Raw genomic sequence first — 14,643 nt, 5'->3', positions numbered from 1 at the left:
CAGCTACCGGCATGGTCGCAGGCCGAAGCTGGTAGATCCCGGATAAGGCCGGTTACATTGGGGCATTTTTCGGATTCAGTGCGGGCATTTCCGAGAAGACGGACTCGCGGGGGGGTAAGTGGTTTTGGAATGCCGGTTCCACAAAACCCAAGCTCGCCATTGGAGGCCTTGCCCCCGGCATGGTCGCAGGGCCAGAGTGGCAGATTCCGAAATAAAAGGTTGTTTAGGAATGAGTGAATTCAGCCTGCCTTTTTCTGTTTTGCAACTGCCGTGCCTACAGCTATTTTGCTCAAACACACTCACCCTTCGCCCGACCCGCATTGGCACCTGCATTCCCAAAAATGGTTTTCCTCCAAATCCTGCGCGTGCTGCAGCTCGCTTTGATCATGGGTGTGCTGTCAGGCTTCACCTCCGGTGCTGTGGCGCAGTCGGGTTCACCGGAGGTGATCCCGAGTGGCAGCGGTCTTCCTAACATCTCCGTTTTACCGACAGAAGGCGGACGAAGCTGTTCGGAAACCAAATCGGGCGGCGGGCTTGCTGGTGGCAGCCTGCATCTGTTTTCGGGGGAAGCCGTCAGCCGTGCCGATCCCGGTTTCCGGGTCGGGTACTACGGACTAAACCTCGATATTGACCCGGCACTTGAGCGCCTGAACGGTCATGCAGACCTGCTGCTGCACCTGCCCGCGGGCACGACGCGCATCACCCTGGAACTTGCGCGGCAACTTCACATTTCGGATATCACCGATGCGGAAACCGGGGCTTCTCTTTCCTTTTCACGCAGCGCGGGTCCGGTGGATTTTCTGGTCGAAATTGAACTTGAGGAAGAGACGGAAGCCGGGACGGAATCGCAGCGGCTCATCCACATCGCCTACGAAGGCACGCCCGGCAGCACCGGCTTTGGCAGTTTTGTGTTCACGCGACGGGGCGGGGCACCGCACTTCTGGACCCTGAGTCAGCCCTTCGGCTCCCGCGACTGGTTTCCCAACCTGAACACCCCCGCGGTAAAGGCCGACTCCTCCGATGTGATCGCGCGCATCCCCGACGGGCTCACGCTGGCCTCCAACGGCAAACTGCAACGTCAGACACCGCTCGGCGACGGGCGCACCGAGTGGCACTGGCGCTCGCGCTACCCCATCGCGCACTACCTGATTGCGCTCACCGCCGCGCCTTATGTGCAGTTCACAGACTATTTCCGGCACAGCCCGCAGGACTCCCTGCCCGTGCACAACTTTGTGTATCCCGAGGCCGACAGTCCGCATCTGCGCGAACAGGCCCGCCTCACCCTGCCCATGATGGCGCTGTTCACCGAGCTGTTTGGACCCTATCCGTTTCTCAGCGAGCAGTACGGACACGTAATGTTCGGGCGGCGCGGCGGGATGGAGCATCAGACCATGAGTTCGATGAACAACTTCTCGCGGGCGCTCGTGGCGCATGAGCTTGCGCATCAGTGGTTCGGCAACGGAGTCACCTGCGCGCGCTGGGAGGACATCTGGCTCAACGAGAGCTTTGCGACCTACGCCGAAGGTCTGGTCGTTGAGGCTTTCGACGGACCCGAAGCTTTCCGCGAATGGCGGCGCGGAGTACGCGGGCAGGTTACAGCTGAGCCGCTTGGCCGCGTGTTTGTACCCTCGGAGCGCATTGATCCTGCCTCGCCAGATGCCTCGGTCGCACGCATTTTCCGCTTACGCACAAGCTACCAAAAGGGCGCACTCGTGCTGCATCAGCTGCGGTTTTTACTGGGGAATGATACCTTCTTCGGCCTGCTCCGAAGCTGGATGCAGGGTCCGTTACGCTACGACTCGGCTACGACCGAAGATTTCATCGCACACACCGAAGCCTTCACCGGAAAAAACCTCCGCGACTTTTTCGATACCTGGATTTACGGCGACTCCCATCCCGAGCTGGAAATCCGCTACGGTGTGCGGCCGGCCGCACAGGAGGAAGCAGGCCTGTACCGGATGAGACTTCAGGTTTCGGCTACCGCATCCGGGGGCGGCACCGCGGACTGGGCGCTTCCGCTCGAACTGCGCATCCCCGCCGCCGATGGCAGCCGCGACACAACCCTGACCCTGCCCGGCTTTAGTCAGCCGGTCACCCTGGAACTCTCACTGCCCTTCCCGCCCGGCCCGCCGGAAGCCGACCCCGACGCGCATTTGCTGCTGGGTCGCACCGATGTCATAGCTGGTTCCTTCGCCGATCCCAATCTCGAACTCCGCCGCGGCCTCAGCCTGCAGCCGCCCTACCCGAACCCCTTCAACGGGCGCGTGCTCATCCCCTTCACCCTGAGCGAACCAACCGAAATCCGGGCCGAGATTTTCGATGTGAATGGTCGCCATATTGCCGTGCTCTATGAGGGCTTACAGCTCACCGGCGAGCACCTGCTCCGATGGGAAACTGAAGGCGCAGCAAGCGGGGTCTATTTTGTGGTGATGCGGGCGGGGAGTGTGGGTGAAATGCGGACGGTGACGCTGGTGAAGTGAATTTTCGCGGAATCAAAAAATGAGAACGTCTATGAGTCCGATTTACAGAATTTCCAATCACATCTGTTTATCCGGTAAGCAATGATGAATACCAAAGACAATACTACTCAGCTTGCTCACTTCACTTCATTAATTATATTAGATATACAATCCCCAAATATTACTCAGGATACATAATTATGACTACCACACTTACTATCGAAATTGACAAAGAGTTGGCACAGCTTCTCGAGAAATCATCATTAAAAGCCGGAAAGACTCAGAAAGAGTGGGTACTCGATGCGCTTAAACGGCAGCTTGCTTTTGAAAAATGTAAAACCCTCCAAAGCGAACTTAGACCCTACGGCAAAGCTCATGGCTGGGAAAGCGATGAAGACGTTTTCCGCGAAATTTCTTAGAACACTCTTTTCCCAAACGGTTCAAAGTAATGTATTAACCCGAAGCCCATCTTTACAATCGTTACCCGCAGCTATTACTCTGAGCGCCACCAAAACCCCCGAACGACCCCACCCCCAAGCCTGTTTACACCCGTACGCTTTCCTTGAAAAAACAGCGAATTAAGCGTATTTTGGAAAGCTAAACGAAATTCAGACCCGACCGAACCTATTATTATTTTATGATTGAAACGAAAGAAAGAGTCCCCTACAAGGTAAAGGACATCACCCTGGCCGAGTGGGGCCGCAAAGAAATTAAGATTGCCGAGGCGGAAATGCCCGGCCTCATGGCCCTGCGTGAAGAGTACGGCCAAAGCAAGCCGCTCAAGGGCGCGCGCATTGCCGGCTGCCTGCACATGACCGTGCAAACCGCCGTATTGATTGAAACCCTCGTTGAGCTCGGCGCCGAAGTCACCTGGTCGAGCTGCAATATTTTTTCTACACAAGATCACGCCGCTGCGGCCATCGCGGCTGCCGGCATCCCCGTTTATGCCTGGAAAGGCATGAGCGAAGAAGAGTTCAACTGGTGCATCGAACAAACCCTTTTCTTCCCCGACGGTCAGCCCCTCAACATGATTCTCGACGACGGCGGCGACCTCACCGCGATGGTACACGACGACTACCCCGAGCTGCTCGAAGGTATCCGCGGCCTGTCTGAAGAAACAACGACCGGTGTACACCGTCTGTATCAAATGGCCAAAGAAGGCACGCTCAAGGTACCCGCCATCAACGTGAACGACTCTGTCACCAAGAGCAAGTTCGACAACCTCTACGGCTGCCGCGAATCGCTCGTGGATGGCATCAAGCGCGCAACCGATGTGATGATTGCCGGAAAAGTGGCCGTTGTGGCCGGTTACGGCGATGTCGGCAAAGGCTCCGCTGAGAACCTGCGCTCCTATGGCGCCCGCGTCATCGTCACCGAAATTGACCCCATCTGTGCGCTTCAGGCGGCGATGGACGGCTACGAAGTCAAGAAAATGAACGACGCTGCCCGCGAAGGCAACATCTTCGTGACCGCGACCGGCTGTAAGGATGTAATCCGCGCCGAGCACTTCGAGGTCATGAAAGATCAGGCCATCGTCTGCAACATCGGCCACTTCGATTCCGAGATTCAGGTAAAATGGCTCAACGCCAACGGCAAAAAGGAAACCATCAAAGATCAGGTTGACGCCTACACCCTGCCCAACGGCAACACCATTTACCTGCTCGCCGAAGGCCGCCTCGTCAACCTCGGCTGCGCAACCGGTCACCCAAGCTTCGTGATGTCCAACAGCTTCACCAACCAAACCCTCGCGCAGATCGCGCTGTGGACCCGCCCCGAAGAGTTCACCGTTGATGTACACGTACTCCCCAAAGAGCTCGACGAAAAAGTTGCCAAGCTGCACCTCGCCAAAATCGGCGTCGATCTCGACGAACTCACCGAAGATCAGGCACAGTACCTCGGCATCAAACAACACGGGCCCTACAAGCCGGATTACTACCGCTACTAAGCGCCGCAACGCAACATTTGGTACAACCACCGAAATCAAAAAAAGCCGCCGTCAGCAAAGACGAGCGGCTTTTTTTTGGGAAAACTCCGTGAACATCAGGAGCTTGGGGGGTAGCTTCCGAGCCCTTGGGCCTAAGATTAATGCGTTGCTTTTGGTTTCCGTGGCAAGTTCATCTCTGTATATCGAAAAAGGCCTGCGTTCGTATGCGCGCAGGCCTTTTTCATTGTTCACCTTGTTTGGTTCAGATCTCTGACATCCGCAATCAAACGGTTTTTCCGCGGGATCTGAAAATCCACTTCTCCAGTTCAACGAGCACCAACACAAGTACGCCTGTTGACAGGATGATACTCCACTCAGCCCAGCCGAGTGGTACCGTGTAAAACAGGGTGTTCATGAATGGCGCATAAATGAACAGGAGCTGCAGTACCGTGAGCACGCCGATGGCAATGAAGATATATTTGTTGCTAAAGAATCTCTTGGTGAAAGCGGTCTCATAGAACTGACGGCAGTTGAACAAGTAGAAGACCTGTCCCGCGACTACCGTGTTTACGGCAATGGTTCTCATTTTATCCGTATCAACTCCTGCGAAAAAGACGTGCGTGAGCAAAAAGGTGAATCCGCCGATCAGAACCGACACGAAGATAATCCGCCAAATGAAATAGCCGCCAAGGGTCGGCTCATCGCGCCTGCGGGGCGGCATCTCCATGACCCGCTTCTCCATGGGCTCGAAAGCCAGCGCCAGCGCCAGGGTTACCGCTGTAACCATATTGACCCAAAGAATCTGAGCCGGCGTAATCGGCATTTCAATCCCTATGAAAATGGCAGCAACCAGCACAATAGCCTGCGCACCATTGGTCGGCAAGATGTACAGGATGGTTTTCCGGAAGTTGTCGTAAACCGTGCGGCCTTCCTCAACAGCATTGGTAATGGTGGCAAAGTTGTCATCTGCCAGTACCATTTCTGCGGCCTCTTTGCTGACCTCCGTACCTTTGATTCCCATGGCGATACCAATATCAGCGCGCTTCAGGGCGGGGGCATCGTTTACGCCGTCGCCGGTCATTGCGCAGAGCTTATTCTTTGCCTGCAGTGCTTTAACAAGCCGCAGCTTATGCTCCGGACTCGTGCGTGCAAAAACATTGTACTTCATCACAAGCTCAGGCAGTGCATCGTCTGGCGTTTTCTCGAGCTGCGCGCCGGTAATGGTACCTTCACCATTGTCAATACCCAGCTCTTTGGCAATAGCTTCCGCGGTAACAGCATGGTCGCCGGTAATCATAATAACCCGGATTCCGGCAGCCTTGCATTCTTCAATCGCGGCTACGGCCTCATCTCTCGGGGGATCAATAATGCCGGTAAGCCCGAGAAAGGTCAGCCCCTGCCCGAGATCTTCGTGATCAACAGTCGAAGTACCTGCATCTACCTCGCGAAATGCAACGCCAAGCACCCGCTGTCCGCGGCGCGCAATGGTATCCTGCTGATCGGTCCAGAAGTCTTTCTGCATTTTTACCGGACCCTCAGCGGTGAGCTGCTCCGCACACATATCCATTAACCGCTCGGGAGCACCCTTCACAAACACATAGGTTTTATCCTCATGCGCATTCAGAGTTGCCATGTATTTGTGCTCAGACTCGAACGGAATGTCGTCGAGACGTTTGGGGCTGAACCCGGCCAAGCCTGCTTTGTGTGCAAGGGTGATGAGCGCTCCTTCCGTTGGCGTACCGTTGAGCTTCCACTGCCCCTCGCTTTCTTCGATTGCAGCATCATTACAGGCCCGAACAGCGCGGAGAAGCTGATACAAGGCTGGCTCCCCTTCAAACGATTTCAGGGGTGCATCCTCTTTAAGGATATCGCCTTCGGGCTGATAACCGGACCCTTCCACCTCATAGGCAGCATCTGCGGTTACGACAGTACGAACCGTCATTTCATTGCGGGTCAGGGTTCCGGTTTTGTCGGAACAGATCACGCTAACCGAGCCCAGGGTCTCAACAGAAGGCAGCCGCCTGATAATCGCTTTTCGGCTCGCCATACGCTGCACCCCAACGGCGAGCGTAATGGTAATGATGGCAGGAAGCCCCTCAGGGATAGAAGCTACCACAATACCGATGGTCGCCATAAACAGCTCCATGGTTGTGTAATCCCGGAAGAAATATCCGAACAGGAAAAAGCTAAGAGAGAAAAGGAGTACGAAGACCGACAGGCGTATGGCAAACTTATCAATCTTCTGCAGCAAGGGGGTTGTAAACTCCTTCTGCTCTGAAAGCATCTTAGTGATCTTGCCCAGCTCCGTCTTCAGGCCGGTTTCAACCACGACACCGGTCGCCGTCCCGTAGGTCACCATCGTACCTGAAAAGGCCATACATTTCCGATCGCCAACAACGGCATCCTCTGAAACCGAATCGCTTGTTTTTCTCACATCCGTGGATTCTCCAGTCAGCGGCGACTCTTCAACCCGAAAGCTTTTCGCCTCAATAATGCGGACATCCGCGGGCACCTTGTCACCGGACCGCAGCCGCACAATATCACCCGGCACGATGGCATCGGCATTTACTTTCTGCTGCTTCCCGTCACGAATGACCTGCGCATCCAGAGAAAGCATGTTTTTAATGCCTTCAAGGGCTTTTTCAGCCTTGCCTTCCTGTACGAAGCCTACGATTGCATTGGCCAGCACAACCGCAAGGATTACGATGGTGTCGATCCAGTGATCCATCAAAGCGGTAACAACCGCTGCCACAAGCAAGATGTAAATCAGCACATTGTGAAAATGCGCAAGGAACTGCATGACAGGATGACGCCCCTTTTTCTCAGGCAGTTTATTGGGCCCGTATTCCTGCAGACGCTTCTCGGCCTCTTTGGGCGTGAGTCCTTTGTCAGTTGAACTTTGCAGCTTGTCAAGCGCTTCTGCTGCTTCTAAGGTATGCCATTTGGTAGCCATAGTAGATCATTGTTTTGTGGTTGTATTCCAAACCAGTTGATTTTAATAATTGTCCGGTTGATCCGGCGCTTTCTGCACTGCAGCACCGGTCATTTTCATTACCCAGCCTCCCCGATACTTTTCTCAGCCGGATGTACATACCCCTTATCCGGCTGAATTTTCATTTCCCGATTCGCGCTGATGGTCGGGGCACTATAAATTCCCTGTGAAAATAAATCTTATTCAGGGATTTTCCGCCCTTCGATGAGTCGGGCACCCAACGGAAGCACTTGCTGATTCTTGTATAAACATGCCGTAAAAGTCACTGCCTTACAATGTTTTAAGGTTCGGTAAAAATTAGCCGGAACCGCGATACCCTGACAGCTTCTGCCGGGAGATAAGTTGTAACAGCTTTACTTATTAGGGCTGCAGCGCGGTGTATCCGATAACTTCTCTATGTATAAAGTGACAGGAGCGGAAAACATTCACAAGGGAACTGAAAGCTCTCAAAGATATCGGATTTTTTGCTTGAGAAGTAGCCTTCATGCTTCAAAATTACGGTATCTTTGACTAATACCTTGCTTCCCTGCACTATCCTTCACTTCACTCATACGCTGCCAAAAACCGGCTTTTCATCCATGGACTTTATCTTTGCACAGCTTCCCGAAACTGTTGAAACGGCTACGGCCTCCGGCTTCGACTGGTTTGCCTGGATTGTGTTGCCCCTGCTCATATTTCTTGCCCGGATTGTAGATCAGTCGCTGGGCACCCTTCGCATTATCTTTGTAAGCCGGAGTATGCGGAAGCTGGCAGCCATGGTTGGCTTTTTTGAATCGCTGATCTGGCTGGTCGCAATCAGTCAGATTATTCAGAACCTGGATAACTGGGTTTCATTTATTGCGTTTGCCGGCGGCTTCTCGATGGGTAATTATGTGGGTATTTACATTGAAAGCAAGCTGGCAATGGGCATGTTGTGTATGCGAATCATTACCGCACAGGACGCTACCGAGCTCACTGATGTACTTCGCGAGAACAAATACGGGGCAACTACGGTCAGCGCAACGGGGCGATCGGGGCAGGTCCGTCTCATCCTTACCATCATCAAGCGGCGTGATCTTGAAAAAGTGCAGCAAATTGTCCAAAAGTATAATCCCAACGCCTTTGTATCTGTAGAAGACATCCGGTCGGTTCACGAAGGCGTTTTCCCGGAACCGGCACCATCATTTTTGTCGCGCCTGAACCCCATTCGCAAGTAGGGCAGCTTAGGTGCGCAATTTCTGGCCTGACGGGTTTCGGGCGTAAAAAATACAGCCAAACTGAACCTTCAGGCTTTGCGGGAAAAGTGTATTTTGGGAATGAGACAGCCATCTGATTCCCTTTTCGCAGTCATGTTTCCCAAAAACACACCCTTTGCCTTTGACATCCCCTACCGGTCGCGTTTTTTTACGGGCAGGGATGAGGTGTGTACGTTTCTGACTTCCACCCTGCTTGCGGGCAGCAATGCGGTTATTGCGGCACCGCCGGGTCGCGGGAAAAGCTGGCTGGCACAGGCCGTTTTGGCTGCGATCAGCAAACAGGCCCAGCAAAACAGCGGTTCAGGCCCACAGCAAGAGTCCGTACGCATATTAGCGATCACCGACTTGTTTCGGGCACAGCACACCGTTGATTTTCTGAATCATTTTGCAACCCATGTGCTTCAGGCCGCTTCGAAGTCATCCGAAACCCGCCTGCAGCTGGCCCAAACTTTTCTGCAGAAAGTTACGCCCTTAACGGAACCCGGTGACGCGGAAAAGCTTCTTTTCGACAGCTGGCAGACCGAACACAATCCTGATGAAATTCTTGATCTCCCTGAACGCATTGCCGAAAGTCTCGGCTGCCGTCTGGTAATTTGGATTGATGACTTTCACCTGCTCCGAAATCTCGACAAAGGCGCTGCATTTGCAAAAAGGGTGCGGGCAATCTGGCAAAACCATAAGCGGGTCAGCTATCTGCTGTCGGGCAGCGGCGGACCTGCATTTGTACAGTTGTTTGAGCGGCCTGCACAGCCTTTTTATCAGTTTGCACAGCTGGTGCAACCGCAGCCACTGCCCGCTGAGACCTGGCTTGCCTACTTCAGGGAACAGTTTCGGGCAACCGGTAAGAGCGTCAGGAAACAGACCCTGCTGCAGCTGCTTTCGCTTTGCGAAGCGGAAGCGAGACCAGCGCAGGAGCTGGCATTCCATCTGTGGCACCAAACGGCGGCAGAGCAAACTTCCGGCAAAAAAGAACTGCGTGCTGCGCTTCAGCTTTATTTTGCCCTGCACGACCGGGCCTACAGCCGCCTTGCCGGAGGCTTGAGTCCGACACAGCTGAACCTGCTCAAAGCGGTTGCAATGGGTGAACAGCAACTTAGTAGTGTATCTGTGATGGAAAAGTACCGTCTCGGCTCCCCTGCAAGCACAACCAAAAACCGGCGTTTGCTGCTCGCTGCCGACCTGCTGACCTATCGCGGCGATCAGCTTTCTTTTGCTGATCCCATGTTTGCACACTGGATGAAGCTGAAGTTTTTCGGCCTGACGGTAAAGAAACTGATCTGAACGGTTCAGTAGCGGCGACAGCTGTTTTTAGCGGGATGGCGCCTGCCTGATCAGCGCTCCATAGCTGTCAGTTATTTGTCATTGATGATGGCATTGCACCCGTTGACCGCGGCCTGTGGCTTTGCTTCAGACGTCCGTTTCCTTTTACACACAAAAAAAAGCAAGGGACCCATCTTAGGTTTGGGAGTGCGGAGTCTGTCACCCAGACTCCTGATGTTCACGAAGTTTTAACCAAAAAAATAAGACCCGTTCAGCGAATCAGCCCGGGCAGGACCGGATGTTGAAGCCTGTTTGCTGCGCGTCTTTACGCCGGGCGTGGCGGTCGGTTTTGGGGCTGCGTACTTTGTTTGGGGTGAATGCAATCTGCGGTGGCTTTGTTTCGGAGCGTATGAATAATTTTGAAATCCAACTTCCGGAAACGCAGGTTTCCGAATCGCAGCGCGGGCTCTTACAACAGCTTTCCGGTGTGACCGAACAGCTTTTTAACACGGACGAAAACCGTCCATCGCAGGCTGTTTTAACACTCCGTTTTGGTTCCGTAAGCTTTCGGAAGGCGTTTGATACGCTCCGTGAGCTGTGTACGGACTTCGCCGCTGTGCCTGGCGTGACCATCAAAAAAGAGGGTCGGGCGGTGTCGCCGTCGTATTTGGTGCAGCTTTTCGAAACAGTTGCGGCACAGGAGGAGGCCATCCGGAAAGAACAGGCTGACGAGAGCCTGCGGCCTGACGGCTGGGGGTATGCCGCGCTCGATGCCATCACCCGATATCTCCCCGAAAACCGTGAGGCGCTGCTGCTGGGCACCTACTGGTTTAGCTTCGGGCATTTTGTTTCGGAAGGGGTCTGGAAGGTGGATAAACATCAGATCCTGGCCATTCTGCGGCAGCAAGTCGAGGACAAACATCTGTATCTGTGTCCGTCTTTTGATTTCTCCGTAACCGAGGGCATTATCGGCCGGCTGCCCGATCAGATCGATACCAATGAGAATGCGAACTGGTCGGTTTTTTTCAGTAAAGAGGTCGAAGGTTCCCGAATTATTGAGCGGCCGAAAGGTATCATTCACAAGCTCACGCGAAACGGGTCTCCGGGCACCAACGGAAGCGCGGGAAGGAAGGGCGGAAGCGAGGCGGCAGGTGATCAGGCGTCCGAGAAAAAGCTTCGCAACATCCCCAAGGTGCGGTTTGATGAAATTGGAGGTATTGACGGTATCATCACGCAAGTGCGGGAGGTCATTGAGCTGCCGCTGAAAAATCCGGGTCTGTTTCGTCATTTGGGCATTAAGCCGCATAAAGGCATGATGCTGTACGGCGAACCCGGCTGCGGTAAAACGATGGTCGCCAAGGCCATCGCGAATGAGGTTGAGGCGCATTTTATTTCGGTGAAGGGTCCGGAGCTGATCAACAAATATCAGGGGGCAAGCGAGGAGAACCTGCGGAAGCTGTTTGATGAAGCCCGAGAAATGCAGCCTTCCATCATTTTTTTCGATGAGATGGATGCCGTAGCACAGCGGCGCTCCGATGCCGAGACCCTGCGCACCGATGCGCGCTTCGTGAATCAGCTGCTTTCGGTGATGGACGGTGTTGAGGATTACGGCCGGGTTTGTGTAATTGGTGCAACCAACCGGATTGAACTGATTGATCCGGCCCTGCTCCGCCCCGGTCGTTTTGACTATCAATTGGAAGTCAAAAAACCGGACGCTGAAGGCTGCCGGAAAATATTTGAGATTACAACGCAGGATATGCCTTTTTCCGAAGCCGTTGACCGCAGTAGCTACGGGCTGAGCCTGCAGGGGCTTACGGGTGCAGAAATTGCGTATATCGCGAGAGAGGCGGCCTACAACAGTCTGCGGCGCCATCTGAATATGGCCGGTCATTTTGACGCTGCCGCGGTTGCGTCGTATGATTACAGCGCCCTTGTGATTGAGGAAGAAGACCTTGCAAAAGCACGGGAGTCTTTGCTTAAGCCTGCTAACGATATCGATCGTATGCAGGACGAAAAGCTGACCAAAAAAATTGAATCAGCTATTGCGCAAAGTTAATTAGCGTCTTATATTTGGTATCTGTTATGGAATTGCTGAATCGGTAGCTCAGTTGGTAGAGCATCGGCCTTTTAAGCCGCTGGTCGGGGGTTCGAGCCCCCCCCGATTCACAATCATTCGAATGCTTCTTCGACCTTTGGTCGGAGAAGCATTTTTTTTGGAGGATATTTCCGGATTACGCAGCCTTGCTGCTTAATGCTCCAGCTAAACTATCCGGCCGCTTACGTTTGAGAAGTTGTGCAGGCATGCGGACTTGCGATAGCTGTGCTATTTGGGCGGTTTAACCTTGAGTTTTTTGAGCTTGCTTTGCAGGGTCGTAGGGGGCATGCCAAGGAGTGCCGCGGCCCCGTCATCACCGTAAATTTTTCCTTTGGTGAGGTCGAGTACGTGCCGGAAGTAAACGCGGCTCATTTCATCATAGCTGAGAACCTGCTGCAGCTCAGGAGCAAGGGCACCACCGAACAGCCCGGCCTGCTTGCCTTCCCCAAAGGTTTTGATCCCGAGACGGAGCGGAAGTTTTTCCCCATTCGCGGACAGTACCGATGCCCGAATGACTTCCTTAAGCGATTGGAAATTTTCAGGCCATTCGTGCTGCAGCAGTTGCTGCATTTGCTGCGGGGTGTAAGCCGGCGCGGGCCGAAGGTCAGCTGCAGCAACAAGCCGGCTTAGCCATATCTCAATAATTTCAGGCAGATCTTCCCTGCGATGCCGGAGGGGCGGCACAGGTATCGGAAAAAAGGTGTACTTATAGAGCAGGCTTGCCGGGATACGCCCGCTCTCGGAAAGCTGATCAAGCGAGATGCGGGAGGTCATAATCAGCCTTGTTCTATAATCGCGGGCCTGACGCTCATCAATAATTTCTGCTATGGTTTCCAGCTGCGGAATTTTGATATTATCAAGCGCACGTATTTGCAGAATCAGGTTTTTCGGAAGCTGTGCAAGGAGGTAAGCTCCGCTTGTTTGGTCTCTCTCAACAATTTTCTGAAACGAAGCTTCGGCAGCCTCTGCCCGAAAGTCAATATGCATGACCTGTGTACCCGGTTTGGCAAATACACAGGTTTTCTCAATCCGTGAAGCTATTGCTCTTTTTCCTGTAGCGATTTCACCATGTAGCAGGATGTGCGCTTCAATACCTGCGGCATGATCTGCTTTTTCCAGCACGCCTTTCATTACTTCAGAAACCGCAACAAACGGCGGAGGCGGTATCACATCACCCTTTGCTGCTGCCACTTCCGTATTGTTTTCCTGCACGCCATTCTGCCTATGCCCGTCTGCAGGTCCTTCAGTTGAAAATACCGCATTCCTGATAAGCGCAGGTACAAGTGCCACAGAAATTAAATTAGAGCGGTTGGCTTTAGACTGAAATACGCTAAAACTGAACCCGAAACGCATTTGCTCCCCCTGACGATTACTGAGCACTGCCGAGGGCAAGGAATCCGGCGGGGCCGATGCATGGCTCAGCCGGGCAACTTCATCAATAAGAAGATCAAGCTCAGCGGTAATCGGGCTTTCTTCTGACTCAGATGCAAGCACATACTCTTCCGGACTAAACCCAAGGTCTTTCCGGATATGACTGTTTGTTAATAACAGACGGGCTTGCTCCTGCTCATCAATTTTAAATATAAGTACGGTAGCTGGCAGCTTATCAAGCATTTCACGCCAAAACAAGCTGTTCAAAGCAATCTTTTCCTGATGCGACATAAATTATACGGGTGCCCCTTGGTGGTTTTAAACAGACTTACAAGCTTACCCCACTTTCTAAGTCCTTAGTCTAATGATGGCTTCTGCCATACAGGCAATTTAAAGAAGTGTTACTGTTTTGCACGCATAAATATATCACAACAGATATGCCGGTGCAATGTTATTTCGCTACTTATTTATCCTGGTTAGCGACATTTCGGTGATACAAGCGGTGCCCCTCGGGATCTTCCTCATATTCGCGAAGCCATTTCACGCTGAGATAAATCAACGGCGTATCAAACAAAGCTGCGAAGAACTTAAAAATATAGGAGTTAAAAATAAGGATGACCAGCGCCCCTATGGTGGTAACGCTGTCACCGAGATTGCCCGCTAAATATAAAATGGATAAGATCGCGGTGGAATCAACCAGCTGACTCACCAAGGTAGAGCCATTATTGCGCAGCCACAAATGCTTCCCGCCGGTAAATTTCTTCCAGAAATGATACAGGCGTACGTCGATGCTCTGTGCCGTAAGATAGGCAATCATGCTGCCGATGGTATTGCCGACCATGAACCCGTATACCCCGTCGAACAGGCTTTCGCCACCGCTAACGCCCGCAGTATTAGGAAGGTACCAGGCGAGCGTCATCACCAGCAGCATAAACACATTCATAAAAAAGCCAATCCATACGAGCAGCTGCGCGCGCTTTCGGCCAAACAGCTCTGAAACCAGATCGGTCACTAGGAATGTTACCGGAAAAGCCAGTAGCCCGACCGGAATACTCATCGTGTACAGGCTTTCATCGCGCACCAGTGAAGGCACTACGGGTATGAGCCAATCGGGAAGGGAAAACTGCAGCAGGGTTACGAATTTGGTCGTTCCGATAATGTTGCCCATCACCAAAGCCGTCAGGAAAACAGCACAAAGGGTTAAAAACAACAAATCCCGCCGGTATGCCCGCTGTTCGGGCGAAAGTTGACTCATGATAGTGGTTTTTATGGATGCAGCAGTAGCAGTAGCTTTGGTCGGTTGCAGT

9 protein-coding genes and 1 tRNA gene are annotated in these 14,643 nt (G+C 53.1%); 7 read left to right on the top strand and 3 right to left on the bottom strand.

Features of this window, described 5'->3' with window-relative positions; translation table 11 throughout:
• Positions 1 to 341 precede the first annotated feature (341 nt).
• The 3 genes from CYPRO_RS02300 (at position 342) to ahcY (ending at position 4,404) form a co-directional block, all read left to right on the top strand.
• Complete coding sequence (locus CYPRO_RS02300; RefSeq protein WP_114983091.1) at positions 342 to 2,480, top strand: M1 family aminopeptidase; 2,139 nt, start codon at positions 342 to 344, stop codon at positions 2,478 to 2,480.
• 179 nt (positions 2,481 to 2,659) lie between these two features.
• Complete coding sequence (locus CYPRO_RS02295) at positions 2,660 to 2,878, top strand: CopG family transcriptional regulator (protein WP_114983090.1); 219 nt, start codon at positions 2,660 to 2,662, stop codon at positions 2,876 to 2,878.
• 218 nt (positions 2,879 to 3,096) lie between these two features.
• Positions 3,097 to 4,404 carry an adenosylhomocysteinase gene (gene ahcY / locus CYPRO_RS02290; RefSeq protein WP_114983089.1) on the top strand — a complete coding sequence of 436 codons (1,308 nt, stop codon included), beginning with the start codon at positions 3,097 to 3,099 and terminating at the stop codon, positions 4,402 to 4,404.
• 262 nt (positions 4,405 to 4,666) lie between these two features.
• Here ahcY and CYPRO_RS02285 read toward each other — a convergent pair whose 3' ends face one another.
• Positions 4,667 to 7,336, bottom strand: coding sequence for a cation-transporting P-type ATPase (locus CYPRO_RS02285; protein ID WP_114983088.1), 2,670 nt, complete (start codon positions 7,334 to 7,336; stop codon positions 4,667 to 4,669).
• Between the two features lie 617 nt (positions 7,337 to 7,953).
• Between CYPRO_RS02285 and CYPRO_RS02280 the strand changes: the two genes are divergently transcribed.
• The 4 genes from CYPRO_RS02280 to CYPRO_RS02265 all read left to right on the top strand — a co-directional run bounded on the left by CYPRO_RS02280 (position 7,954) and on the right by CYPRO_RS02265 (position 12,036).
• A complete protein-coding gene (locus CYPRO_RS02280) occupies positions 7,954 to 8,571 on the top strand; it encodes a DUF2179 domain-containing protein (RefSeq protein ID WP_114983087.1) in 618 nt (205 codons plus the stop codon).
• Between the two features lie 132 nt (positions 8,572 to 8,703).
• The gene (locus CYPRO_RS02275; RefSeq protein ID WP_114983086.1) at positions 8,704 to 9,891 is read left to right on the top strand and encodes an AAA family ATPase; all 1,188 of its coding nucleotides are present in this window, start codon (positions 8,704 to 8,706) and stop codon (positions 9,889 to 9,891) included.
• A gap of 388 nt (positions 9,892 to 10,279) precedes the next feature.
• Complete coding sequence (locus tag CYPRO_RS02270) at positions 10,280 to 11,926, top strand: ATP-binding protein (RefSeq protein ID WP_164682460.1); 1,647 nt, start codon at positions 10,280 to 10,282, stop codon at positions 11,924 to 11,926.
• A 37-nt stretch (positions 11,927 to 11,963) separates the two neighbouring features.
• A tRNA-Lys gene (locus CYPRO_RS02265) sits at positions 11,964 to 12,036 on the top strand.
• A gap of 157 nt (positions 12,037 to 12,193) precedes the next feature.
• Here CYPRO_RS02265 and CYPRO_RS02260 read toward each other — a convergent pair.
• Positions 12,194 to 13,603: an AAA-type ATPase lid domain-containing protein gene (locus tag CYPRO_RS02260; RefSeq protein WP_164682458.1), complete on the bottom strand. Its 1,410-nt coding sequence runs from the start codon at positions 13,601 to 13,603 to the stop codon at positions 12,194 to 12,196.
• Between the two features lie 196 nt (positions 13,604 to 13,799).
• Positions 13,800 to 14,591, bottom strand: a complete 792-nt coding sequence (locus CYPRO_RS02255; protein ID WP_114983083.1) for a queuosine precursor transporter — start codon at positions 14,589 to 14,591, stop codon at positions 13,800 to 13,802.
• Between the last annotated feature and the right edge of the window lie 52 nt (positions 14,592 to 14,643).

Source organism: Cyclonatronum proteinivorum, assembly GCF_003353065.1.
Taxonomy (GTDB): Bacteria; Bacteroidota; Rhodothermia; order Balneolales; family Cyclonatronaceae; genus Cyclonatronum; species Cyclonatronum proteinivorum.
This window is presented reverse-complemented; position numbering and strand designations above follow the sequence as displayed.

Bases quoted from the DNA above. Each gene is read 5' to 3' on its own strand.
- CYPRO_RS02280 (WP_114983087.1), top strand. From the start codon at position 7,954: ATGGACTTTATCTTTGCACAGCTTCCCGAAACTGTTGAAACGGCTACG.
- CYPRO_RS02270 (WP_164682460.1), top strand. From the start codon at position 10,280: ATGAATAATTTTGAAATCCAACTTCCGGAAACGCAGGTTTCCGAATCG.
- CYPRO_RS02275 (WP_114983086.1), top strand. From the start codon at position 8,704: ATGTTTCCCAAAAACACACCCTTTGCCTTTGACATCCCCTACCGGTCG.
- CYPRO_RS02285 (WP_114983088.1), bottom strand. From the start codon at position 7,336: ATGGCTACCAAATGGCATACCTTAGAAGCAGCAGAAGCGCTTGACAAG.
- CYPRO_RS02295 (WP_114983090.1), top strand. From the start codon at position 2,660: ATGACTACCACACTTACTATCGAAATTGACAAAGAGTTGGCACAGCTT.
- CYPRO_RS02255 (WP_114983083.1), bottom strand. From the start codon at position 14,591: ATGAGTCAACTTTCGCCCGAACAGCGGGCATACCGGCGGGATTTGTTG.
- ahcY (WP_114983089.1), top strand. From the start codon at position 3,097: ATGATTGAAACGAAAGAAAGAGTCCCCTACAAGGTAAAGGACATCACC.
- CYPRO_RS02300 (WP_114983091.1), top strand. From the start codon at position 342: ATGGTTTTCCTCCAAATCCTGCGCGTGCTGCAGCTCGCTTTGATCATG.